A 23,769-nucleotide genomic window follows, 5' to 3' on the forward strand; every position below is an offset into this window, starting at 1 on the left:
CCTCATGCCTCAAGGACGTATGCCATGAATGCCATCATCGTGGGCTGCGGCGTGCTGGTAGCCGCCGTCCTGCTCCTCGTCGTCGCCCTGTCCCGGCTGTTCCGCAAGGTGGAGCAGGGCAAGGCCCTGATCGTCTCCAAGACCCGGAGGGTGGACGTGACCTTCACCGGGCAGGTCGTGCTGCCCGTGCTGCACAAGGCCGAGGTGATGGACATCTCGGTGAAGGCGATCGAGATCACGCGGGCCGGGCGGGAGGGGCTGATCTGCCGGGACAACATCCGCGCGGACATCAGGATCTCGTTCTTCGTCCGGGTCAACAAGACGGTCGAGGACGTCATCAAGGTCGCCCAGGCCGTCGGCACGGCACGGGCGAGCGACCGCAACACGCTCCAGGAACTCTTCCACGCGAAGTTCTCCGAGGCGCTGAAGACCGTCGGCAAGCAGATGGACTTCACCGACCTGTACACCAAGCGCGAGGAACTCCGGTACCAGATCATCGAGTTGATCGGCGTCGACCTCAACGGGTACCACCTGGAGGACGCGGCGATCGACTACCTGGAGCAGACGCCGCTGACCCAGCTGGACCCCGCCAACGTCCTCGACGCCCAGGGCATCCGCAAGATCACCGAGCTGACGGCCGTCGAGCACGTGCGCACCAACGAGGCCCAGCGCACCGAGGAGAAGGAGATCACCCGGCAGAACGTCGACGCGCGGGAGGCCATCCTGGAGCTGGAGCGGCGCCAGGCCGACGCGGAGATCAAGCAGAAGCGGGAGATCGACACCGTGCGGGCCCGTGAGGAGGCCGAGACCGCGCGGGTCGCCGAAGAGGAGCGGCTGCGCGCGCAGGGGGCGTTCCTGCGGACCGAGGAGCAGCTCGGCGTGCAGCGCGAGAACCAGGCCCGCGAGGTCGCCGTGGCCGCGAAGAACCGCGAGCGGGTCATCGCCGTCGAGAGCGAGCGCATCGAGAAGGACCGTCTCCTGGAGGTCATCGCGCGGGAGCGGGAGACGCAGCTGACGCGGATCGCCGCCGAGAAGGAGGTCGAGGCGGAGAAGCGGGACATCGCCGAGGTGGTCCGCGAGCGGGTCGCGGTGGACCGCACGGTCGCCGAGCAGGAGGAGTCCATCAAGAGGCTGCGGGCCGTGGAGGAGGCGGAGCGCCGGCGTCAGGCCGTGATCATCGCCGCCGAGGCGGAGGCGCAGGAGCGGCTCGTGAAGGACATCAAGGCGGCGGAGGCCGCCGAGCAGGCCGCCGTTCACCGCGCGGCCGAGGAAATCACCCTGGCCGAGGCCCGGTTGAAGTCGGCCGACCTCGACGCGCAGGCCAGGCTGCGGCTGGCGGCGGGCGTGCAGGCCGAGGCCGCCGCGGAGGGCCTGGCCGCCGTCCAGGTGCGTGACGCGGAGGCCGAGGTCGTCGAGAAGTCCGGCCGTGCCGAGGCGGAGGCGACCCAGGCACGGATGCGCGCCGAGGCGCAGGGGACCGAGGCGCTGCTGCGGGCCGAGGCCGAGGGCGCGCAGGCCAAGGCGCTGGCCGAGGCGACGGCCATCGGGGAGAAGCTGAAGGCCGAGGCGGAGGGGCTGACGGAGAAGGCGGCGGCGATGGCCGCCCTGGACGAGGCGTCCCGCGGGCACGAGGAGTACCGGCTGCGGCTCCAGGCGGAGAAGGAGATCCGGCTGGCCGGGCTGGAGACGCAGCGGCAGGTCGCGGAGGCGCAGGCCACCGTGCTCGCCACCGGTCTGGAGAACGCCGACATCGACATCGTCGGCGGGGAGTCCGTCTTCTTCGACCGGCTCATGTCGTCGATCGCGCTCGGCAAGGGCGTCGACGGCTTCGTCCAGCACTCGGAGACGGCCCGGGCGCTCGCCGGGCCCTGGCTGGACGGCACCGCCAGTCTCACCGACGACCTGAGCCGGATCCTCGGCTCCGTCTCCACGGCGGGCGTGCGCGACCTCACGGTGTCCGCGCTGCTGACGAAGCTGCTGGCGTCGGACGGCGCGAACGCCGCACTGGTGCAGCAGCTCATCGACAAGGCCGGCGAGCTGGGCCTCGCCGACACCCCACTCGCCCCGTCCGCCCCACTCGCCCCGTCCGCCCCGCCCGCCGCCCTGAACGGCGCCGCACGGGACTGACGACCAGCGGTGCCGGAGCTGCCGCACAGGGGAGGGCAGCTCCGGCCCCGCGCCTCTTCGAAGGGACGCACGATCCATGGGAACCGGCCCGCAGACGGCTCCGCACGACACGGTCGACGCCGGCGCCTACGAGGTGCTGCGCGACCGGCTCGCCGCGCAGGCCGCAGAACTCGCCCGCCGAGCCGACCGCCTCAACGCCCGCCGTACCGCGGAGTTCGGCTCGGCCCGCCTGGAGCTGACCGGCAGCGGCAGGCTGCACACCGAACGTCCGTGCGTGCCCCGCGACCTCGTCGCCGTCGGGGACGTGCTGCTCTTCGGACACCACCCGCCGTCCGCCGCCGACGGGCCGACGGAGGTGGGCGACGTCCTCGCCCTGCACGACCGCGACCTGAACCCGCTGCCCGCGACCGCCGTCCCCGGCCTGCTCGACGACCCCGCCTTCGAGCGGGAGTTCGCGGCCCTGCACCGCTACTACCGGCAGGCCCGGCTCCTTCGGCTGCGCCTCGTCGACGGCCGGCTGCTGGCCGTCTTCCGCACCGGGGAGAAGACCGACGACATCCGGGTGCTGCGCTGGGCGCTGTCCGCGGACGGCCGGGCCGCCTTCCTGGACGCGCGCGGCGAACGCGACCACGTCCTGCCTCCGCCCCACGACTTCGCGTGGACCGAGGCGACCCGCGAGGACCACGTCCTCGGCCGCCATCCGCACGTCAGCGTCCGGGGCGAGGTGTTCGTCTCGACGCTCGACGGCTCGCTCACCGTGAAGACGCGGGACGACACCGGGACGGCGGAGGCCGTCCACAGCGAGCCCGTCGACGAACCCCTCCAGTCGCTCGCCGACGCCGACATCGCGTCCGCGCGCGTGGGCGCGCTGCTCCTGCTGCGGGTGCGCCCCTACAAGGAGGACGCCGACCGGTACCTGGTGTTCAACACGCTCACCAGGACCGTGGTGCGGCTCGACGGCATCGGCCGGGCCTGCCGACCGCTGCCCGACGACCAGGGCATCGTGTTCCCGGGCGGCTACTGCCTGGCCGACGGCACGCACAAGACGTACGAACTCGACACGCGGGCCATGGAGTTCGAGCGGGAGGTACGCTCGCCCAACGGCGAGGACGTCCTGTTCACCTTCCACGCGCCGGGCGAGGGCCGCAGCCTGCTGCTGTCGTACAACGCCCTGCGCAAGGAGATCGCCACACCGCTGTCCTGCCACGGCTGGGCCCTGTTCGACGACGGCACGCTCACCGTGCTGCGCGCCGGCGGCGACGAGCCGGCGCGGGTGCACCCGGTGCGGCTGTGGACCTCGCCGTACGTCACCGACACCCACGCCGCCGCCACTCAGGTCTCCGGCACCCAGGCCGCCGACACCCGCGTCTCCGGCACCGCCGTCTTGCGCAGCGCCTCCGCCACGCACGCCGCCGGCGCGCCCGCCGGTACCGGACCGCTCGCCCGCATCGGCAACGCGGACCTCGTGCGCGGCATCTCCGACTGCCTCTCCCTCGCCCGCGCCGCCGCCGGGACGACGGCGCCGACGACCGAGGCGTACGCGGCCCTGGCCGCCGGATGCGTGCGCGCCGTGGACACCCACCACTGGCTCGGCGACGCCGGGACGGGCGACCTGCGGACGCCGCTGGACGCGCTGCGGGCCACCGCCGAGCAGGTGCTGGCGGAGTTCCGGACGGTCCGGGACCTGAGCCGGCAGGCGGCCGAAGCGCTCGACGAGGCGGCGGAACGCCTCGCCGCCGTCGTGCGGCGGCTGCGCGGGGAGGCCCCGCGCGGCGCCGCCGCCTGGGCGAGCGGGCTGACCGAACTGCGCCACGCGCGAGGACGTCTGCTGAACGTCGGGGACCTGCGGTACGCCGACGCCGCCCGCATCGGGGCGCTGGCCGCGGACGCGGAACGGGACCTGGCCTCCTTCGGGCAGCGGGCCGTCGCGTTCCTGGCCCGCGAGGACGCCTTCCACGACCAGCACGCGGACGTCGAGCGGCTCCTCGCCGACGCCGGATCGATCGGCGCCGTCGCCGAAGCGGCTCCCGTCGGGGCCCGGCTCGACGACCTCGCCGCCGGGCTGCACACGGTGACCGAGGTGGTCGCCGGACTCGACATCGGCGACGCCACCGTGCGCACGTCGGTCCTCGAACGCGTCGCCGAGGTCCTCGGCGGCGTCAACCGGGCCCGCGCCACCCTCGACGCCCGCCGCCGCACGCTCCTGGACCGCGAGGGGCGGGCCGGGTTCGCCGCCGAGACCGCCCTGCTGGGCCAGGCGGTCACCGCCGCGCTCGCGGCGGCCGACACCCCCGAGGCGTGCGACGAACAGCTCGCCCGCCTCCTGCTGCGGCTGGACGGCCTGGAGGGCCGCTTCGCCGAGTCCGACGACTTCCTGGGCGAACTCGCCGACCGGCGCGCCGAGATCCACGACACGTTCGCCGCGCGGTCGCAGAGCCTCGCCGACGCCCGCGCCCGCCGCGCCGAGCGGCTCGCGGCCTCCGCCCACCGCGTCCTGGAGACCGTCGCCCGCCGCTGCGTCACGCTCGCCGACGCCGCCGAGGTCACCGCCTACTTCACCGCCGACCCCATGGTCGCGAAGGTCCGCCGCACCGCCGCCGCCCTGCGCGAACTCGGCGACGCGGTGAGGGCGGAGGAGCTGGACGGCCGTCTGAAGTCCGCCCGCCAGGAGGCGTCCCGCGCCCTGCGCGACCGCACCGACCTGTACGCCGACGGCGGCCGCACCCTCCGCCTGGGCGGCCACCGCTTCGCCGTCAACACCCAGCCCCTCGACCTCGCCCTGGTCCCGCACGGCGACGGCCTCGCCTTCGCCCTCACCGGCACCGACCACCGCTCCCCGGTCACCGATCCCGACTTCGCGGACACGCGCCCCTTCTGGGACCGGTCCCTGCCGTCGGAGTCGCCGCACGTCTACCGTGCCGAGCACCTCGCCGCCCGGCTGCTGCGCGAGCCGGGCCCCGCGGCCCTGCGGGCCTGCGCCACGGACGCCGGCCTGGCCGCCGTCGTCCGCAAGGCGGCACAGGAGGCGCACGACGAGGGCTACGAACGCGGCGTCCACGACCACGACGCGACCGTCATCCTCACCGCGCTGCTGCCCCTGTACGAGCAGGCGGGTCCGCTGCGCCACGAACCGGCCGCCCGCGCCGACGCCCAGCTGTTCTGGGCGCACGGCGCCACCGCCGAGGCGCGCGCCAACTGGACCCTGCGGGCGGTGTCCCTCGCCCGGGCGCGGGACGCGTTCGGCCCCGCGGAGGCGATCGCCGACCTCCTCGGCGAATGGACGGCGGCGATCGGCGCCTGGTCGCCGGGGACGGAACAGCGCGCCCGCGCGGCCGCCTCCTACCTGTTCGAGGAACTGACCGGCGGCCCCGAAGGCTTCGTCCTCAGCACCGCCACCCGCACCTTCCTCGACACGTTCCGCCGCACGACGGCCGCGACGGGCGCGACGGCGGCGGCGACGGCGGCGACGGCCGCAACGGGCACGCCGGGCGCGACGGGCGCGACGGGCGGGACGGGCACGCCGGGCACGCCGGGCGCGACGGGCGCGACGGAAGGGACGGCCGCAACGGCCGCAACGGGCGCGACGGGCGCGACTGGCGCGACGGGCATGTCCGCGTACGACGACGACCTGGCCGCCCTCCGCGGCGCCGGTCTCGCCGACCGGCGTCAGCTGGTCGAGGCCTGGCTGTCCTCCTACGCCGCCGCCACCGGCGCCGACCTCGGCCCCGGCGACCTCGCCGAGGCGGTGGCCGCCGAACTGTGTCCCGACCTCACCCGCTACCCGCGCGACGCCGTGCCTGCCGTCACGGCGGACGGTCTGCTCGGCAGGCATCCGCGCGTCACCGACGGCCGTCTGCCGCTGCGCCTCGACGAGTTCCTCGCCCGCACCGACGACTTCGCGACGCGGGACGCCCCCGCCTTCCGCGCCTACCAGCGGCGGCGCACCGCCCTGGTGAACGCCGAACGCGCCCGGCTGCGCCTGGACGACCTCCGCCCGCGCGTGATGTCCGCCTTCGTCCGCAACCGGCTCATCGACGAGGTGTACCTCCCGCTCGTCGGCGACAACCTGGCCAAGCAGCTCGGCGCCACGGGCGACGCCAGACGCACCGACACCGGCGGACTGCTCCTGCTCGTCTCCCCGCCCGGCTACGGCAAGACGACGCTCATGGAGTACGTCGCCGACCGCCTCGGCCTGATGCTGGTCAGGATCAGCGGCCCGGCGCTGGGCCACCGGGTGACCTCGCTGGACCCGGCCGAGGCCCCGGACGCCACGGCCCGCCAGGAGGTCGAGAGGATCAACTTCGCGCTGGAGGCGGGCAACAACACCCTTCTCCACCTGGACGACATCCAGCACACCTCCCCCGAGCTGCTGCAGAAGTTCATCCCGCTGTGCGACACCACCCGCCGCATGGAGGGCGTGCGCGACGGCGAGCCCCGCACCTACGACCTGCGCGGCAAACGCTTCGCGGTCTGCATGGCAGGCAACCCCTACACCGAGTCCGGCGGCCGCTTCCGCGTGCCCGACATGCTCGCCAACCGCGCCGACGTGTGGAACCTCGGCGACGTCCTCACCGGCAAGGAGGACGTGTTCGCGGACAGCTTCCTTCAGAACGCGCTCACCGCGAACCCGGTGCTCGCGCCGCTCGCCGGCCGCGACCCCGCCGACCTGGAACTCCTCGCACGGCTCGCCGCCGGCGACCCCACCGCGCGCCCGGACCGGCTCGCCCACCCGTACGCGCCGGCCGAGCTGGAGCGCGTCCTGGCCGTCCTGCGCCATCTGCTCACGGCCCGCGCGACGGTCCTGGCGGTGAACGCCGCCTACATCGCCTCCGCCGCGCAGTCCGACGCCGCCCGCACCGAGCCGCCCTTCCGGCTCCAGGGCTCCTACCGCAACATGAACAAGATCGCCCAGCGGATCCGGCCCGTCATGAACGACGCCGAACTCGCCGCCGTCGTCGACGACCACTACACGGCCGAGGCCCAGACCCTCACCACGGGCGCCGAGGCCGACCTCCTGAAGCTGGCCGAGCTGCGCTCCACCCTCACCCCGCGGGAAGCCGCCCGCTGGGACGAACTGAAGGCCGCCCACCGGCGGGCCCGCACGCTCGGCGGCCCCGACGACGACCCCCTCACCCGCGCCGTCGCCGCCCTCGGACTGCTCGCGGACCGCGTCGCCGCCGTCGAGTCGGCCATCGACCGGGCCACGGCCCGCCGCCCCGGACCACCGGCCACCGCGGGCAGACCCGCCGTGGAACGGGTGCGGGCCGCCGAAGGCGCGTGAACGCCGGACGTGAGCGCGAGACGTGGGCGCGAGAGGCGAGCACGACACGTGAGCGCGAGGGGCGCACGGACGGCCTCCGCCTCCGCCACCGGCCGCCGGTCGAGTGCCCACCGGTCGGATGCCCGCCGGTACCGACCGCCGGTCGGATGCCCGCCCCTCAGTACCCGCCCGCTCAGTACCCGCCCCCTCAGTACCCGCCCCCTCAGTACCCGCCCGTCAATGCCCGGTGAGTTCGCCGCTGAGCGTTTCGTGGATGCGGGCGCTGGGCTCGTTCAGCCCGACGATCTCGACCCGCTTCCCGCGCTGGGCGTATCTCGACTCGACGGCGTCCAGGGCGGCGACCGACGAGGCGTCCCAGATGTGCGCGGCGGAGAGGTCGATGACGACCCTGCCGGGGTCGCCGGCGTAGTCGAAGCGGCCGACGAGATCGTTGGTGGACGCGAAGAAGAGCGCGCCGCTGACCCGGTAGACGACGGTGGCGCCGTCGGGGTCGGTGACGGCGGTGACCTCGGCGAGACCGGCGACCCGCCGGGCGAAGACGACCATGGCGGTGACCGAGCCGACGACCACGCCGATGGCGAGGTTGTGGGTGGTGACCACGCAGGCCACGGTGATGACCATGACGGCGATCTCCCCGGCCGGCATCCGCTTCAGCGTGCTCGGCGCGATGGAGTGCCAGTCGAACGTCGCGTACGACACCATGATCATGACGGCGACGAGGGCGGCCATGGGCATGTTGGAGACGACCGGGCCGAAGACGACGCACAGCACCATCAGGAACGCCCCGGCCAGGAACGTCGACAGCCGGGTGCGGGCGCCGGAGACCCGCACGTTGATCATCGTCTGGCCGATCATGGCGCAGCCGCCCATGCCGCCGAAGAACCCGGTGACGATGTTGGCGACGCCCTGGCCGATGGACTCGCGGGTCTTCGAGGAGCGGGTGTCGGTGATCTCGTCGACCAGCTTGGCGGTCATCAGCGATTCCATCAGGCCGACCAGCGCCATGGCGAGCGCGTACGGGGCGACCGTGGTGAGGGTGTCGAACGTGAAGGGCACGTCCGGCAGCCCCGGCACCGGCAGCGCGGACGGCAGCGCGCCCTTGTCGCCCACGGTCGGCACCGCGATGCCGGCCGCCACCGTGATGACGGTCAGGACGACGATCGACACCAGCGGCGCCGGGACCACAGTGGTGACCTTGGGGAAGAACACCGTCAACGCCAGCCCGGCGGCGATCAGCGGATAGACCGGCCACGGCACGTCGGTCATCTCCGGGACCTGCGCCATGAAGATCAGCACGGCCAGGGAGTTGACGAAGCCGACCATCACGCTGCGCGGCACGAACCGCATCAGCTTCGCCACCCCGAGCGCGCCCAGGACGATCTGGATGACACCGGCCAGGATGACGGCGGCGACCAGGTACCCGAAGCCGTGCTCGCGGTTCAGCGGCGCGATGACCAGCGCGACGGCCCCGGTGGCCGCGGAGATCATCGCCGGCCGGCCGCCGACCACGGCGATGGTCACGGCCATGGTGAAGGAGGCGAACAGCCCGACCGCCGGGTCGACGCCGGCGATGACCGAGAAGGAGATCGCCTCCGGGATCAGCGCGAGGGCGACCACGAGACCGCCCAGCACCTCGGTGCGCAGCACCCTCGGATCGGACGACCAGGACGGACGCCGGGCCTGGCGCAGCAACGCGGCCGGGGACAGTGTGGAGAAGGACAAGACGAGGGGAACCTGTCGTGCTCGGGCACACCCGGCAGCACGGCGGGCACGCGGGAAGGCATGGAAGGCCGGGCGGCGCTCCTCGCGCTCTCAGCCCGGGAAGCGACGGCGCTCACACCGCACGACCACTTCCGACCCGATTGTATGCCTCCCGCCGTCGGCGGCCGGGGAACCTACGGCCTGCCGTACGCCGCCACCATGATGTCCTGCGCCACCTCGTTCATGTCCTGCCCCTTGGCATTCGTCGAGTTGACGCTGTACACGAGGGTGCGGGAGCCGTCGCGGGTGGAGGCGACGGCCGCGTTGTAACCCCAGCGGCCGCCGGTCTTGCCCCACACCTCGCGGCCGCCCAGCTTCTTCATCGACAGGCCCACGGAGTACGCGGCCGGGGCGCCGCTCTTGAGGTCCGTCACCTTCGGCAGCGTGAACATCTCCTCCAGCAGGGGACCGCGCACGACCCGCCCGGCGAACAGGGACCGGGTGAACCGCTCCAGGTCGGCCGTGGTCGAGACGATGTCGCCGGCCGCCCAGCCGTCCGTCGTGCCCCACACGGACACGTCCCGCAGACCGGTCGTCCCGTCGTCCAGCGTCATCGTCTGGTAGCCGTGGTTGTGGGGGCCGACGATGTGCGGGTCCGTCCCGGGGAAGTACGTGTCGCGCAGTCCGAGCGGCTTCAGAATCCGGCGGACGACCTGGTGCTCGTACGAGTCGCCGGTGACGCGCTCGACGATCAGTCCGGCGACGACGTAGCCGATGTTGAGGTAGTGCTGCCGCTCGCCCGGCGCGAACTCGCGCTCCTTCGACACCGCCGAGCGGACCATGTCCTCCGGCTCGTGGCGCTGGAAGCGGTTCGCGTACCGCTCCTCGACGGTCGTGCCGGGGAAGTCGGGCGCGGGGATGCCGTGGGTGTGGTTCAGCAGCTGCCGGACGGTGACGCCCCCGTACGAAGCGGGGATCAACTCGGGCAGGTAGGAGCGGGCGGTGCGGTCGAGGTCCACCCTGCCCTCGCGGGCCAGTTGCAGGACGACCGCCGCCGTGAAGACCTTGGTCACGGAACCGGCGCGGAAGCGGGCGGCCGGATCGGCCGGGCGGCCGCTCTCCAGGTCGTGCACGCCCGAACTGCCCCGCCACACGCCCTCGCGGCCCCCGACCCGCACCAGCGCGGCCGTCGCGTCGGCCGACGGCAGACACGCGAGGGCCGCCTCCAGCGCCGGCTCGGCGTGCGCACCCCGCCAGGACACGGACGGCGCGGAGGGCCGGGACGGCGCGGACGGCGCGGGACACGCGGGGGAGCCCGCCGCCGACCCGCCGGAGGCAGCGTGCGCGACGTATCCGCCGGACGCGGCGGCCGGCAGGACCGCCGGCCCCGCCGCGACACCCGCCGCGACGCCGAGGACGAGCGCGGTGGACATCAGCGCGCGGGTCGTGTTCGTGATTCTCATGATCAACTCCACAGGGTGGGCCGTCGTTCCCGATGGCTTCATCCTGCTGACCGGCGGCTCCTGGCGGATCACCCGCACAGGCGGTTCTGCCCGCTCACTTCCTCACCGGCGCGGGGGAGGAAGCGGCCCCGGACGATCCCCCGGACGGTCCCCCGGCGGCGACCCCCCGGCCGCGACCAGGCCCGTCTCGTACGCGCAGATCACCGCCTGGATCCGGTCCCGCAGCCCCAGCTTGGCGAGCACGTTGCCGACGTGCGTCTTGACCGTGTGGTCGCTGACGACCAGCTCCGCGGCGATCTCCGCGTTCGACATGCCCCGCGCGAGCAGCAGCAGCGTCTGGCGCTCCCGCCCCGTCAGCTCGTCCAGGCGCGGCTCGGGCCGCGGCGGCCGGGCGGCGGGCCGGGTGTACTGCTCGACCAGGCGCCGGGCGACGGACGGCGCGAGCAGCGAGTCGCCCCGCGCCACCACCCGTACCGCGTGGACGAGATCGTCCCGGCGCACGTCCTTCAGCAGGAAACCGCTCGCGCCCGCGTGCAGCGCCTCGTACACGTACTCGTCGGAGTCGAAGGTCGTCAGCATCACCGTCCGGCAGACGCCCGCCGCAGTGATCGCCCGGCAGGCCTCGATCCCGTCGAGGCGGGGCATCCGGACGTCGAGCAGCGCCACGTCGGCCCCGTGCCGCCGCACCGCCTCGACCGCCTCCGCCCCGTCTCCCGCCTCGGCGACGACCTCGATGTCCGGCTGGACGTCCAGGATCATCGCGAAGCCGCTGCGCACCAGTTCCTGGTCGTCGGCCACCACCACACGGATCGTCAACGCGTCACCCCCGCCACGGACGGTACCGGGATACGGGCCCGCACCCGGAAGCCGCGGCCGTCCGGGCCCCGTCCGGCGGCCGCCGTACCGCCGTGCGCCGCGGCGCGCTCGCGGATCCCGACCAGCCCATGGCCGCCGCCCCCGCCGCCGGGCCCCGAGCGGGGACCGCGCCCGTCGTCCACCACCTCGACGCACAGCTCCTGCGCCCCGTAGGCGAGCCGGACGGACACGGTGCGCGCGGCCGCGTGCCTGACCGTGTTCGTCAGCGCCTCCTGGACGATCCGGAAGACGGCGGCCCCGACCGCGTCCGGCAGCGGCCGTGCCGCCCCCGTCGTCGCGTACCCGACGTCGAGACCGCTGGCCCGTACCCGGTCGAGAAGGTCGGGCAGCCCCGCGAGGCCCGGCTGCGGTGAACGCGGGGAGCCCTCGGGTGCGCCGTCGCCGCCCTCGCGCAGCACCCCCAGCATCCGGCGCAACTGGACCATCGCGTCCCGGCCCGTCTCGGAGATCGCGTCGAAGGCGGCCTCCGCCCGCTCCGGAGCCGTACGCACCGCCACCGGACCGGCCTCCGCCTGCACGATCATCAGGCTCACCGCGTGGGAGAGGATGTCGTGCATCTCCCGTGCGATCCGGGCCCGTTCACGTGCGGCGGCCTGCTCGGCCTCCACCCGCTGCGCCCGGCGGCGCGCGTCCGTCAACCGCCCGAAGACGTAGGCCGCCGCGAACACGAAGAAGGCGAAGGTCAGTTCACGCGCGGAGCGGGTGTTGAGCCCCACCGACGCCGGGATGGCCACCAGCAGCAGGAGCACACTGGCCAGCCGCCGGGCCGGCGGCGACAGCACGGCGATCGTGTAGACGATGACCAGCCCGGTGTACGGCAGCGGCTGACCGGGCCCGTCGAGGGCCAGCTTGTACAGCGCGCTGGCCGCGAACACGGCGAGCAGCACGAGCACGGGAGCGCGCCGACGCCAGAGCAGCGGGACCACGGTGAGCGTGGTCAGCCCGTACGCGGGCCACGTCGCCGGCGGAAGATCCGCGGGGCGCGGCACCACGAACGGCATCGTCATCGCCGCCTGCACCAGCAGGGCGATCCCGACGTCGACCACGAACGGCTTCTCCGCCGCCAGCCCCCGCCACCGACCCCACCACCCCCACACCCCGTCCACCCCAAGTCCCTTCACACCGACGCCGGTTCCTGCCACCTCGCAACCAAGCCGCCCCACGGTAACGCCGAACGGGCACCGGCAGCCTTCGGTTCCAGCGGTCGTCGCAACACCCCCCGGTTCAAGGGGTGGCACGGACCGCGGGGCGCCGGCCCGCGCGCCGCCGCACGAACCCACGCCGGCCGGCCGGCAGCGCCAGGGCCGTCCAGCCGGCGACGCCCATGACGAGCGTGGCCAGCCGGCCACCCGGGTCGACGTCGGAAGCGGCCTCCAGGGGGACGACGCCCTCCGGATCGCGGACGACCGTCAGCCGGTCGCCGACCGCCCAGTCAGGGTTGCTGCCGGCGTAGTCGAGGGTCTCGCCCAACGAGCCGCCCGACGCCCGGGTCAGCGTGAACCGGTGGTTCGTGCCGCCGCCGGCGGCGCTGTCGGCCGTGATCCGCACGTCCACCCGCACGCCCCGGTGGCCGAGCGCGGCCTCCGGCGCGTACTGGACCGACCCGACGAGGACGAACACCGCGGGCAGCACGGAGAGCGCGGCGAGCCACCACGCGTGGTGCAGGAAACGCATGAGGACCACGAAGACGAGGCACCCGACGAAGCCCGTGACGATCGGGACGACGTCCCTCCCCAGGGCGAGGTACGCGATCGAGGTGTTGAGCGCGGCAACGAGCCAACCCACCCCCACCACGGCCAAGGTGAACAGGACATACGCCCCCCGGCCCACGTCCCCGCCCCGCGACTTCGTCATGCTCACTGCACTCATCGGCGGCAGCATAACGAGGTGCCGCCGGAGGCCTGCCGGCCGCCGGGGCAAGGGGCCCTGGCCTGCGGCGAGCGGCAGCGGCGAGCGGCACCGAGCGCCCACCGGCCGACGGCCACGCCAAGTCTGGGCATCCCCGGCTTCGGTCCTCGGCATTGCGATGCTCGCCGGACATTGGCTTCACTACGGGACATGGAACTTCAATGGCTCGACCGGTGGAGCGAAGACCACCACCGCGTCGGCACGGCATCGGCGCGGGGCGAATGCTCCTGGGCCGCACCATGCCCCGCTCCCGCGGTGTGGAGCGTCCGCGTCGTGGACGCCGGCGGCGAGAGCCGATGGGCTGTCTGCGCGGAGCACGCCGCCTCATCGCCAGTGCTGTCCCCTGGCTTGCCGACGACACGAGGCTGACCCCGAGCCTCCTCAGCGGGGGCAGAATCATGTGGCGCTGCATGGCGGAGACATCGAGGGGGACCATGAGACCGGGAGATCGCGAGCCGATGTCCACGACGAGGCGTACGAAGACGGTGCTCCGTCGAGCGGGAGCACACCTCGCCGCCATGCATCTGAGCGGAGCGCTGCTTCTCCTGACCTCCCTCGTGCCACCGATCTGGCTTCTGGACGCCTACGGTGCGGCTCCGGCCGATGACCCTTCGGCGGACGTGCCGCCTTTCGTCCTCATCGCGGTGGCCGTGTTCGGCTATGTGAGCTTCCACGTGGCGGTACAGATTCCCTCGGGCCTGCTGGGCAGTTGGCTGGGCCGGAACCGTACGGCCGGCGTCACTTACGGGCTCGTCCTGGCGGTGGCGGGCGTGCTCACGACCGCCCTGGTGTGGGGGCTTCTAGGGGCGCGGGGAACCGCCCAAATCCTTCCCCTGTGGGCCGACTTCATGGCGCGCGGCTCATTGGCCATGGCCGCATACGTCTGGCTGAGCCGCCGCCTCCGGCCTCGTCCTGTGCAACGCCCTGCGGCCGGGTAGCCCGCCCTCAGCTCGGGAAGCTTGGCGCTCACGCGCTCGACAGACACGCTGACCCGCTGCACAACGGCGTCGCGACATGTGGACGTCGTGCTCGGTGAGTGACCGCTGTCCCCCGTGGCTCCCGGCGCTGTCCGCCACGTGTACGGCACCGTCCCTACCGCAGCCCTGGCGGCCTCCTTGGTACATGTCCATGAAGCGCACGAACGTCTACGCCGACCCCGAGGACCTGGCGATCATCAAGGAGGCCGCCAAGCGCCGAGGCATAAGCGAGGCCGAGATCACCGCCAGGGCATCCACCTTGCCGCTATGGCGAACCGGGTCCGGGACGAGCCGCTGTTCTCGCGCACCTTCGAGGGGCCGGGGCGCACGCCGCCCAAGTCGGAAGTCCGCGACACGGTCGCCGAGGCCGTCCGGCGTGAGACCGGCCCGGACTCCGGATCCGCCGCGTGATCATCGTCATCGCCGATACGTCCGGCCTTGTGGCAGCGCTGGATTCGGCTCATCCGGAACACCTGGCAGTGAACGAGGCGATCACGGCGGCCGGCCTGCTGGTCATGTCCCCGCTTCCGCCGGCCGAACTGGATCACGTGGCGACGCGCGAACTCGGCAGGGAGGCCGCCGTGAGCGCGGTCGACGACCTGCGGCGCTGGATGAGCCGGGGTCGTGTCGTCCTGCCGGAGATCACGCAGGACCACCTGGGCGCCGCCCAGTCCGTCCGTGTCCGCTGCCGCGCGCTGGATCTCGACCTCGCCCACGCGGTGAACGTGGCGCTTGCCGTCGACTACGACACGGACGCGATTCTCACCCTCGACCGACGAGACTGCCGGGCCGTACGCCCATTGGGCCGTCACAAGGCGTTCCGGGTACTCCCCGACGACCTCCCGCTCTGACGCAGGCCCCTCAACGGCCAAGCGCCCGCCCCCACAAGCGCCTTGCGCCCCGCCCGCCCAGCAACGGCACCCAATGAAAACAACCCCCAGGCCATGGACCTGGGGGTTCACCTCGGAGCGGGTGACGAGAATCGAACTCGCGCTCTCAGCTTGGGAAGCTGCGGTCATTCGTGCCTGGTCCGGGCGCTGACTTGGGTAAACAGCTTGACTGCTGCCTTGTTGGCCCTGGCTACTTCACCGTGATTCCCCGCCGCTCCCCGCTGGATCTGGTGCGCTTGTGGTGCGTTTCCGTTGTCAGTGCGGGTGGCTAAGGTGCGTCTGCCATCAAGGGCATTGCTCTAGGAGGGGCTTTGGGAGCTAAAACGGGACTGCTGGTGTACGCCGACGGCGACATACCCGAGTTGTTGCGACGAGTGGGGGCGGCCGACCGTGAGCGGACTGCCACCATGATGCGGCGGCTATACCCGGGCAGGGGGGTCGAGGAGTGCGAGGGCGCAGTTCTGTCGGACGGCGTGTACCCCCCGGAAGGAACGGTGTATGCGGCCTCCTGGCCGGGTGTGGAGGTCGTCGGTGATCGGGGGATGATGATCGACCTTCCGACACAGCTCCCGGAACACCTCGTGGCGGCAAGTGCGGGCCGACGGCTCGTCCTGCACAACATGCACAGCGTCGTCGACTGGCTTGCCTTCGCCGTGTGGGAAGACGGCCGACTCGTCCGCTCCCTCAGCCTGTCCCCGGATGACGGCGTCATGGAGAACATCGGCGAACCGTTCCCGTTCGAAGTGCCCTACTGGGCCGGAGACCGCTCAGCCGACGTCATCCCCTGGCCAGACGAAGACGAAGACGAAGAGCCCTATCCGCTACCCTTCCACCCCTTGGAACTGGGAGAAGACGCGCTGCGAGCCCTATGCGGCTTCGTCCAGGAGGGCCGCCCAGAGGACGGTGACGTCAACGCAGACCACATCCGACTCCACGGTTTCCGGGTACGGGATCCACATGGCTTTGGTCCCGTGAAGAAGGAAGCCGCGTCGCAAGGCGCTGGGGAAGCCATAGGACCGCCGCGCTTCTACACCTTCGGGCCTGACGGCTTGCTGGTCGAGAACGGCGGCGTGTAGCTCACGACCTCTTCGTCCCGAAGCAACTTGGGATGGGGCTGTGCCTTGGGCTGGCGTGGCTCTCACCTGCACTTGCAGTCTGTAGGTGTTCGCGCTTGTCCGCCGTTGTGCGTGGGCGTTGTCACGCAATTAGACACTCAAGCGTGTCCAGCGCGTGCGTATGGTGCCCCGTGGCGGCCCGCCAGACTCAGGTCTTCTGACCCTTGAGAATGCTCGCGGCAAGGTCGTCGACGGACCGTCGGAGCTCTCGTTCTGACAATGAGTCTTTTGGACCGAACCGCTCGACGTAGAGCGTTGCTCCGTCACCTACGGCGATGGTGAGTTGGGCCTTCCACGCATCGCCGTAGAGGACTTGGCGAGCAGCTGCTCGCCCTTCTATCAGCAGCGGTTCTGCCTTCTCCGGGATCACATCTGTCCCATCCACCGTCTGCTGCAAAGACGCTGTGGTGGGGTAGAAGGCGACTACAAAGCCAGCTGGTTCAGCGGCGCCGTCTTCCGTCATCATCAGATAACAGGAAGCTCCACCGTTCTCCTCAGACATGGGCGACGCTTCCCTGATGCTGAGTTGCTTCTGCATGGCATCGTTCACGAGCTTGCAGACTGTGTCCTCGCTGACCCCGGCGAGGATCGGGGTGCTTCCAGACGTCGCGGCGCTCGTGGAGCCAGAGGCATGCGCGATGGCGTAGCCGATGCCGACACCGACAGCCAAAAAGAGCATCGCGGTGATGGCCAGCCCTCTTGTCAGTGGCCCACGGCGGCGCTTCGTGAAGTCTGCAGCTTCCTTTAGGGGGGCCGCATCCGGGCCGCTCTCGTGTGCTGACGTGTCCTCGCTAACCATGGCGTGAGCATCACATCGGTACTGAGGTTGCTGCCGCGGTGATGCCTGATCGTTACGCACCGTGTGTGAGCCCATCAGCTTGGGAAGCTTGTGTTACTTGCGGGCGGTTGCCGGGTTGACCTGCGGCGAGGTGCCTATGGGGCCTGACTGGCCGGTAGTCTGGTCTCCGCCATTCCCCGTGGTTCTCCGTACGATCTGGCATGCGTCTGGCACGGGCGCTGCCGTCCCGGTCTGTGCGTCCGGCGTGCTGACGACCACCGCTTTAGGAGTTCGATCGAGCGGCTCTCCTGGGGCCCTCGCAGTCCTACCGGCATGGTGTGTGTGATCGGTCAAGGCCGGCTGCGTCCAAGGTCGTTGATGTCAGCTGGTGATGTCAGGTTGGATGGTCCGATGAAGCGCATTGAGGCCGAGCTGTTCACAGATGGCGGCAACGACGCCGTGGTGCGCATGCCCGGCAGGCAGTTCCCCGGGGTCCTGGTGCAGGGCGATCCTCCGCAGCGCCGTGGCAGAGGTGGTGGAGGCGTGTGAGCGAGGCGACCTGGAGGAAGCTCGCGGCTCCGCCGGCCTTCTTCTGGCGGACCTGGATGCTCTGTTGATGCGGTACGAGGCTGCTTTGGGCGAGCACGAGATTCCGCGGCCGTACTGAGCTGTCGGGCTATCAGCTTGGGGAGCTTGCGTTTCTTGGCGACGGTTGCTGCGCTGACCTGCGGTGGCACGTTGCAGACGTCCCATAGCCGCGGGCACCGTTCCCCGGTGTTCCCTCTGGCTGCCCGCCCTATCTGGCACGGGTCTGGCACGAGTCGCGAGATGCAACCCTTCGTACCCCGTATATCTGGGGCTCGCCATCGGTCCACGCCCTTGACGGCCGCTTCGGTCGTCAATATCCCTTTGCTGTACGTAGATACGGCTCGTACCATCAGCTGACTTGCGATGACAGCGAGGGGGGCGGTGTGGGTGACCCGAAGCTTCACCATTATGTTCCGCAATTCTATTTGCGTCGATTCACTGATCCTTCCGGACGGTTCTGGGTCTGGGATAGGGACAGTGATAGGGTGTTTCGAACGCAGCCGAGAGCTGTAGCCGCAGAATCAAATTTCTACTTGTTGCCTGAGTTGGCCGAGCATGGCTACGACCCTGTTGAATTGGAGAGGCAGTTCGCGGACCTCGAAGGGCAAGTGTCCGCAATTACGGAGCAGTGGCTCGACTGGATCCGACACGGAAAACCGGGCGATTCACTGCCCGTACCAGGCGTGAACCGGGAGATAGTCAGCCTTTTCTTGGCCCTGCAATCCTTGCGGACGGCTGATGCTCGCTCAATTTTAGTGGCATTCTCCGCGCTGCATGGATATCATGCTAGCTCTGATGAAGAGATCAGGTCTCTCCATGCCGCAGTGCTTTGGGACGACGATCTAATCTCTTGGTTCGCTGGCCGCATGAGCAGGTGCGCGTGGCTCTTTGCCGTGAATGAGACATCGGCACCCTTCGTGACATCCGATAACCCCTTGGCCTTCAGGACGTCCGACAATCGAATGTGGGTCAAGCCTGGAAACCTCAGCGAAGACGCTTATGCTGTATACCCGCTCGCCTCGGATGTGATCATGTATTGCTATCCCGACGAGGGTGTGTGGGCTGACGCAAATCTTGCTCGATTCGATTGCCGAATTTCACCGGTGACGCTAACCGGGAGAATGATTCAAGATGAGAATTCTGCCCAAGTTTTCATGGCGTCTCGATTCGTAATTTCTAGCCGGAATTCCTTTTCTTTCGAGCGGGATTTTGCGAAGAATCTCGGTCTGACTGGAACCCGCCGTCGGTCACGTAATGACTCTTGAGTCTATGAGACCGTGCGGTCGGTTGATTCTCAATGACCGTGCAAGTCGGCGAGGTGCCGCGATCGGTTGAGGACGGTGTTCCGGAGTGGGCAAGAGATTTTTAGTTCTTGCCACATCCTTATCAGGTCGATCATGGGGGATCGGCGGCCTCCATCAACCGGCTGTCGTCCTTGGCTGATCGTCCGTCGAGGTTCGGCGCTGACCGTCGGCGTCCGGGGCTGTTGGTGTCAGGTGTTGGTGTCAGCCGTCACAGGCGGACTTGACATGTTCGCCACCCATCCTCACAAGAGTGTCGACAACGGTCATCGCTCCAGAGTGGATCGGGGCCCGTCCGCACCTCAGCCGACGACAGTCAGCCACGACGGCGGGTGCGCCAACCGATCAGGCGCGCGTGTGTCTCGCTGCACCCCCACCGGCCTCAGCCACGATTTCGGGGTTCTTACCAGAGCGACCCTCGATGCCCGACCGGTGGCGACGGCACGGAAGCCCTCGGCTTGAGAAGCTGACCGCTGCCTCCGTCACGGACGGCTGCCCGTCGGCGCCGGGAAGGCTTCGCGTCTCGTCTGAACAGCTATGAACAGCGCTGGATTGAGCCGAGAATCGAGCGGGTCGGCAATGCGAGTGGATGAGGGCGGGGCCCTTCCCTTCCTGGTACCGGCAATGACGAGGAGGCATGTACTGCCTGCCGGACTGGATGACCGCGCCCGGATCCTCAGGCAGGCTGGCTCAGAAGAAGGGGAGAGGGGAGGCAGGGGCCATGAGGAGGACGAGACAGGCGTTCGTCCCGGTAGTGTCCCCATCGGCTGCTCGTCGGCGGGCACGCCCGTGGGCCGTTCTCGGCGCAGCCGTGATCCTGTCACCTTTCGCCGTGCTTGCCTTGGCTGACGCCGGGTGGCTTCCCGCCGAACTCGCGATACTGCTGGCGGCGGTCGCCGCTCCGGCCGTGGCGCTCCTGCTCGGCGAGATGTTCGAGGAGAAGCCCCCGATCCAGCCCAGTGGACTTCTACTGACGGCACGGACACTCACCGGCGAACGCACCATCGATCTGTTCGCGATCAGTACCGTGCGACTGCTCACCTACTTTTCCCGATCTGGAGTCGCGTATCGCGTACTCCTTGTTCGCGATATCAACGGCGTACGCCTGGGAGTGAGGAGCACAGTTGGCCGTGCCGCTCTCCTTAGGGGCCTGAAACGCAATGGGACCGCCCGGCAGCCGCGTATGAGTAGGGCGGCACGCGTGTATCTGGGCCTGGCTACCAGCCGCACCGCATTGGTGCTCCACACAGTCCTCAGTTGGCTTGCCATGGTTTTCGGTCTCTGCTGCTACATGAGCGCGGTGCTCTCCCTTGCCGACCACCTCGCGAAGTAGACAGCAGCCCCGGCCGAGGCCGTGGAGAGCGTTACGCAAAGGGGCAAAGGGTGAAACCGGAGACATGGATCCGTCTGGATGCCGCTGAGCGGAGTAGGTACTGGTTGCGGACCGGATTCGTGACGCTTACCTTCGTCGTTGGGGCGGTGGCGATGGGGCTCTCTGCACCGGCCGCTGAGCGGTGGTGGTGGGTCGGCGGCACCGCCGTCTTCTATTCGCTCCTCCTCCTATCCATGGTCAACCAGGTGACCGGCGCAACGCTCCTCACGTCCGAGAGCATGGAGTTCCACACCTTCTTCAGGCGCAGGTCAGTGGCTTGGAGTGAGGTTGCGGAGATTGAAAAGCGCTACCGCACAGTGCGGAGTGGTACGTGGTCGGAGGTGCGTGTCGTCCGACTTCGGGGCCGGGCACTCACAGTTCCGGGTGCTTTCACTGCCCGCTGGCACGACCGCAAGTTCGACTCAAAGTTGGCGACAATCCGGGAGCACTGGGCTCGCGCGGCCGACATCTGATGCGCAGACAACGTTCGCCCTGTTGATCACCGCGACAGCAGCGTCGCTGCGCTCGTACCTGCGGTTCCTCCTCAACCACAGCCCTACCCCAACTCCCATCCCGTCCGCCCTCGAACCACACGCTCTCGGCTCATCCCCGCCCGCGCGGCACGGGCGCCGGCCGGGCTGGAGCGGGACGGAGGCAGGAGCGCAGGCCCGGCCGGGGGCCGGGCCGCGCACGGGGAGCGGAGCGAGCCGCCTTGAACCCGTGAAGAAGGTTGTTACTCAGTCGCGGCTGGGATGCTCCAAAGCGGTGCACAGTAGCGCTCCGGCCGACTCCTGATGAGCATCTGGCGCAAGGCGTCTCGCTGAGTGCCGTTGAGGTTCAGTACCTCAGTGAGGTGGCGGAACGTCGTGTGGGTGACTCCGCGGTTCCGGGCGTCGCCCTCGAACGCATCGAGCTCGGAGAGCACGGTGTCCGGATCGAGTTTCACCGCTGGCTGGTCCTTGAGCCAGGCGGCCTTATTGCGTTCGTAGTCGATTTCCGAGTAGCCGCAGACTTCTCGGCTGTGCGCCTCGGCCTCGTCCAAGCTGGCGGTCGTCAGGATGGCGCGAGCCAGCTCGTTGCGGCTGAGAGCGTCGTCCATGTCGACTTCGTGCACTGTCGGGCTGTCATCTGTGAGTGGGATGAGGAGCCCGGCGTCGCGTACCTCGCACATGCCCCTCGTCCCTCGTGCTGCCGCAGCGAGCATTCCCGTGGCCTCGGACGGATGCCACTCCAGAACGCCGCTCACCGGCTCCGCGTCCTTTGGGGCGAACGTGTGGACCAGGGGGCCGAGCACACTGCGTACGTCGTCGGCTGGGAGTTCGCCGTCCAGGCCGGGGCCGGCCACCAGAAGCCGCACGGGAGCGTTCACCTGGCAGCACGCGGCCAGGGTCAGAGCGTCCCCCAAAGGGCTCTTGAGGGTCGGTTCGTCGCCTCGCGCGAGGATGTCTCCCCCCACGTCCAGGAGGTCGATTGAGGTCGGCTCCAAGAGGGCTACCAGCTGTTCGAGTTGGCGTGCGACGCCTTCGGCACCATGGTGCGGGTCGATCAGGGCGAAAGTGTGGGGAAGCTCCGCGGCGAGCCGGGGGAGGGTGGATCCCGCCGGGGCGATCGGGCGGGCCGCGGCCGGTACTGACCGCACGGACTTGGTGAGCGGCTGTAGGCCGGTGAAGTCGGACGGTGCTCGGGGGCCCGGCACCGGGTCGACCAACAGGCGGTCCCACGCGTACGTGAGGATCACCGCTTGGTCGCCGTCGCCGTACAAGGCGGCGTCAAGCATTGCGGCGGCGACTGCGTCGCCCCCTCCTCCTGCTGCGACGATCAACCGCGTCATGTGCTCAACATTACGGGTTCGGGGTCTGGCCACCGACCCTATAGTGGCGAGTGGCCATAGCCACTTGGATGAGGAGGGGACATGCCTCAGATCGAAGAGGCGCAGCCGAAGTATCTCCAGATCGCTCACTACATCCGCGATCAGATCCTTCGGGGCGACCTGAGGCCGGGGGACGAGGTCCCCTCGGAACGGCAGCTTGCGGCCAATTGGAAGGTGTCCAGGCCGACGGCTGCGCGGTCGCTGGAAGCACTGAGCCACCAGGGGCTCGTCGAGAAGCGGCAGGGGTCGGGCACGTACGTGCGGAGCCTCGAAGTGAACCGACGTGCGCGGGAGTTGTACGGGCGGGCGCGGCAGACCGGGAAGATCTACACGCCTGGTGAGTACGCGGTCATCACGTCGGCCGGGTGGCTGGATGCTCCTGACTACGTCGCTGAGGCGCTGGGGCTGGTGAAGGATCGTCGGGCGGTGCACCGCCGGCGGGTGACCAACAACCAGGACGGCCCTATCACGCTCTCCACATCGTGGTTCGCGCCCGATGTCGGGCAGCGGGCGCCCAAGCTCTTGGACCCGGAGCGGATCCAAGAGGGCACGCTGATGTACGTCGAGAAAGCGACCGGACGGCAGGGGAGTTACGCCGAGGACCGCATGTGTGCTCGGCAGGCGACCGGCGAGGAGTCGGCGGACCTGCAACTCGAGCCCGGTTCACCGGTCCTGGTCGTGCACCACGTCGTCTTCGACTTGCAGGACCGGCCGTTGGAGTTCGCCGAAGCCACCTACCCGCCGCAGCGCTGGGCGTTCGAGCAGGGCTACCCCCTCACCTGATGAATCGCGCCATTTCGGCGAACGGCTTGCACCACCCAAGTGGCTAATGCCACTATCCATTCAGTGGCTAAGGCCACTTGGAGAAGGGGGCGCGGTTGTGACGAGTCAGGGGTCGGTGCAGGGCGGGCACTTAGCTTGCCAGTCATGCCGGGGTCGTGGTTGGAAGCGGGTCAGCTCGCGCTCCGCCCTGGCGCTCTCCGCCGTCAACGACCGTGCCCGTGCCGCATCGAAACGGCGCTGCCTCGACTGCGACGGTAGCGGCAAGGAGTGAGCACGGATGGCCTACATGATCGACCGCTATCCCTCTGAGGACTCACCGCGACTCGGGGCGATGACCTTGTACCCCGTAGCGGAGTCCGCGGCCCTGTCCCGGCGCTGGTTCCGCAAGTTCATCGCCCCGTACAACCCGGCCTGCTCGGTCGACGACTGCGTGCTGATGATCTCGGAACTGGTCACCAACGCCATCCGCTACGGCGAGTCGGACGAGGTCTGGCGAGTGCGAGTGGAGTGGTTCCGGGAAGGTGCCTCGCTCAAGGTCGATGTGCACAACGCCGGCTTCCCGGCGAGGGTCCGGCTACGGCGACCGGACGCGGCCGACGCGCACGGACGCGGTCTGCTCCTCGTCGATTCCATCGCCGACTCCTGGCACTGCGGGCCCAGTCGATTCGGCGGAACGGTCGTCTCCTTCGTGATGGCCGATGCCTGGCCTTCCTGAGGCGGGAGCGGGCACCCGGTACTG

17 protein-coding genes and 2 pseudogenes are annotated in these 23,769 nt (G+C 70.2%); 12 read left to right on the top strand and 7 right to left on the bottom strand.

The genetic code is table 11. The annotated features are described in order from the left end of the window. Positions 1-24 precede the first annotated feature (24 nt). Complete coding sequence (locus tag OG802_RS18775) at positions 25-2,127, top strand: SPFH domain-containing protein (RefSeq protein WP_329411985.1); 2,103 nt, start codon at positions 25-27, stop codon at positions 2,125-2,127. Between the two features lie 76 nt (positions 2,128-2,203). Then, complete coding sequence (locus OG802_RS18780; RefSeq protein WP_329411987.1) at positions 2,204-7,408, top strand: DNA repair ATPase; 5,205 nt, start codon at positions 2,204-2,206, stop codon at positions 7,406-7,408. 216 nt (positions 7,409-7,624) lie between these two features. On the opposite strand, the gene OG802_RS18785 is transcribed toward OG802_RS18780, so the two are convergent. The 5 genes from OG802_RS18785 to OG802_RS18805 all read right to left on the bottom strand — a co-directional run bounded on the left by OG802_RS18785 (position 7,625) and on the right by OG802_RS18805 (position 13,317). After that, complete coding sequence (locus OG802_RS18785; RefSeq protein ID WP_329417192.1) at positions 7,625-9,115, bottom strand: SulP family inorganic anion transporter; 1,491 nt, start codon at positions 9,113-9,115, stop codon at positions 7,625-7,627. A gap of 188 nt (positions 9,116-9,303) precedes the next feature. Continuing rightward, positions 9,304-10,566 (bottom strand): serine hydrolase domain-containing protein, encoded by a 1,263-nt coding sequence (locus OG802_RS18790; RefSeq protein ID WP_329417194.1) that lies wholly within the window; start codon positions 10,564-10,566, stop codon positions 9,304-9,306. 108 nt (positions 10,567-10,674) lie between these two features. Then, a complete protein-coding gene (locus OG802_RS18795; RefSeq protein WP_329411989.1) occupies positions 10,675-11,388 on the bottom strand; it encodes a response regulator transcription factor in 714 nt (237 codons plus the stop codon). Next, entirely contained in the window at positions 11,385-12,569 is a 1,185-nt protein-coding gene (locus OG802_RS18800) for a sensor histidine kinase (protein ID WP_443055277.1), read from the bottom strand. The genes OG802_RS18795 and OG802_RS18800 overlap by 4 nt, the downstream gene beginning before the upstream one ends. 103 nt (positions 12,570-12,672) lie before the next feature. Continuing rightward, entirely contained in the window at positions 12,673-13,317 is a 645-nt protein-coding gene (locus tag OG802_RS18805; protein ID WP_329411991.1) for a hypothetical protein, read from the bottom strand. A gap of 557 nt (positions 13,318-13,874) precedes the next feature. On the opposite strand from OG802_RS18805, the gene OG802_RS18810 reads away from it, so the two are divergent. The 4 genes and pseudogenes from OG802_RS18810 to OG802_RS18825 all read left to right on the top strand — a co-directional run bounded on the left by OG802_RS18810 (position 13,875) and on the right by OG802_RS18825 (position 16,299). Continuing rightward, entirely contained in the window at positions 13,875-14,294 is a 420-nt protein-coding gene (locus OG802_RS18810) for a hypothetical protein (protein ID WP_329411993.1), read from the top strand. 184 nt (positions 14,295-14,478) lie between these two features. Then, positions 14,479-14,744 (top strand): annotated as a pseudogene (locus OG802_RS18815) (CopG family transcriptional regulator). Then, a complete protein-coding gene (locus OG802_RS18820; RefSeq protein WP_329411995.1) occupies positions 14,741-15,184 on the top strand; it encodes a PIN domain-containing protein in 444 nt (147 codons plus the stop codon). The pseudogene OG802_RS18815 and the gene OG802_RS18820 overlap by 4 nt, the downstream one beginning before the upstream one ends. 374 nt (positions 15,185-15,558) lie before the next feature. Further along, positions 15,559-16,299, top strand: coding sequence for a DUF6928 family protein (locus OG802_RS18825; RefSeq protein ID WP_329411997.1), 741 nt, complete (start codon positions 15,559-15,561; stop codon positions 16,297-16,299). Between the two features lie 187 nt (positions 16,300-16,486). Here OG802_RS18825 and OG802_RS18830 read toward each other — a convergent pair whose 3' ends face one another. Further along, positions 16,487-17,137, bottom strand: coding sequence for a hypothetical protein (locus tag OG802_RS18830; protein ID WP_329411999.1), 651 nt, complete (start codon positions 17,135-17,137; stop codon positions 16,487-16,489). A 447-nt stretch (positions 17,138-17,584) separates the two neighbouring features. Between OG802_RS18830 and OG802_RS35965 the strand changes: the two are divergent. From OG802_RS35965 to OG802_RS18850, 4 genes and pseudogenes are all read left to right on the top strand, one after another. After that, positions 17,585-17,783 (top strand): annotated as a pseudogene (locus OG802_RS35965) (DUF6959 family protein). 304 nt (positions 17,784-18,087) lie between these two features. Continuing rightward, positions 18,088-18,969: a DUF4238 domain-containing protein gene (locus OG802_RS18840; RefSeq protein WP_329412003.1), complete on the top strand. Its 882-nt coding sequence runs from the start codon at positions 18,088-18,090 to the stop codon at positions 18,967-18,969. A gap of 673 nt (positions 18,970-19,642) precedes the next feature. Continuing rightward, a complete protein-coding gene (locus OG802_RS18845; protein WP_329412005.1) occupies positions 19,643-20,338 on the top strand; it encodes a hypothetical protein in 696 nt (231 codons plus the stop codon). Between the two features lie 50 nt (positions 20,339-20,388). Beyond that, positions 20,389-20,850 carry a hypothetical protein gene (locus tag OG802_RS18850; RefSeq protein ID WP_329412007.1) on the top strand — a complete coding sequence of 154 codons (462 nt, stop codon included), beginning with the start codon at positions 20,389-20,391 and terminating at the stop codon, positions 20,848-20,850. Between the two features lie 260 nt (positions 20,851-21,110). Here the strand turns inward: OG802_RS18850 and OG802_RS18855 are convergent, their stop codons facing one another. Further along, positions 21,111-22,208: a DUF1152 domain-containing protein gene (locus OG802_RS18855; RefSeq protein WP_329412009.1), complete on the bottom strand. Its 1,098-nt coding sequence runs from the start codon at positions 22,206-22,208 to the stop codon at positions 21,111-21,113. Positions 22,209-22,289: 81 nt separating this feature from the next. Here OG802_RS18855 and OG802_RS18860 point away from each other — a divergent pair, with 81 nt between their 5' ends. Then, complete coding sequence (locus tag OG802_RS18860; protein WP_329412010.1) at positions 22,290-23,030, top strand: GntR family transcriptional regulator; 741 nt, start codon at positions 22,290-22,292, stop codon at positions 23,028-23,030. Positions 23,031-23,307: 277 nt separating this feature from the next. Beyond that, complete coding sequence (locus OG802_RS18865; RefSeq protein ID WP_329412012.1) at positions 23,308-23,745, top strand: ATP-binding protein; 438 nt, start codon at positions 23,308-23,310, stop codon at positions 23,743-23,745. The last annotated feature ends 24 nt before the right edge of the window (positions 23,746-23,769 follow it).

This window comes from Streptomyces sp. NBC_00704, assembly GCF_036226605.1.
Lineage (GTDB): Bacteria > Actinomycetota > Actinomycetes > Streptomycetales > Streptomycetaceae > Streptomyces.

Excerpts from the sequence above, each read along its gene's own strand:
- OG802_RS18775 (WP_329411985.1), top strand. The coding sequence starts at position 25 with ATGAATGCCATCATCGTGGGCTGCGGCGTGCTGGTAGCCGCCGTCCTG.
- OG802_RS18780 (WP_329411987.1), top strand. The coding sequence starts at position 2,204 with ATGGGAACCGGCCCGCAGACGGCTCCGCACGACACGGTCGACGCCGGC.
- OG802_RS18805 (WP_329411991.1), bottom strand. The coding sequence starts at position 13,317 with ATGAGTGCAGTGAGCATGACGAAGTCGCGGGGCGGGGACGTGGGCCGG.
- OG802_RS18810 (WP_329411993.1), top strand. The coding sequence starts at position 13,875 with ATGCATCTGAGCGGAGCGCTGCTTCTCCTGACCTCCCTCGTGCCACCG.
- OG802_RS18830 (WP_329411999.1), bottom strand. The coding sequence starts at position 17,137 with ATGGTTAGCGAGGACACGTCAGCACACGAGAGCGGCCCGGATGCGGCC.
- OG802_RS18845 (WP_329412005.1), top strand. The coding sequence starts at position 19,643 with ATGTACTGCCTGCCGGACTGGATGACCGCGCCCGGATCCTCAGGCAGG.
- OG802_RS18855 (WP_329412009.1), bottom strand. The coding sequence starts at position 22,208 with ATGACGCGGTTGATCGTCGCAGCAGGAGGAGGGGGCGACGCAGTCGCC.
- OG802_RS18860 (WP_329412010.1), top strand. The coding sequence starts at position 22,290 with ATGCCTCAGATCGAAGAGGCGCAGCCGAAGTATCTCCAGATCGCTCAC.
- OG802_RS18865 (WP_329412012.1), top strand. The coding sequence starts at position 23,308 with ATGGCCTACATGATCGACCGCTATCCCTCTGAGGACTCACCGCGACTC.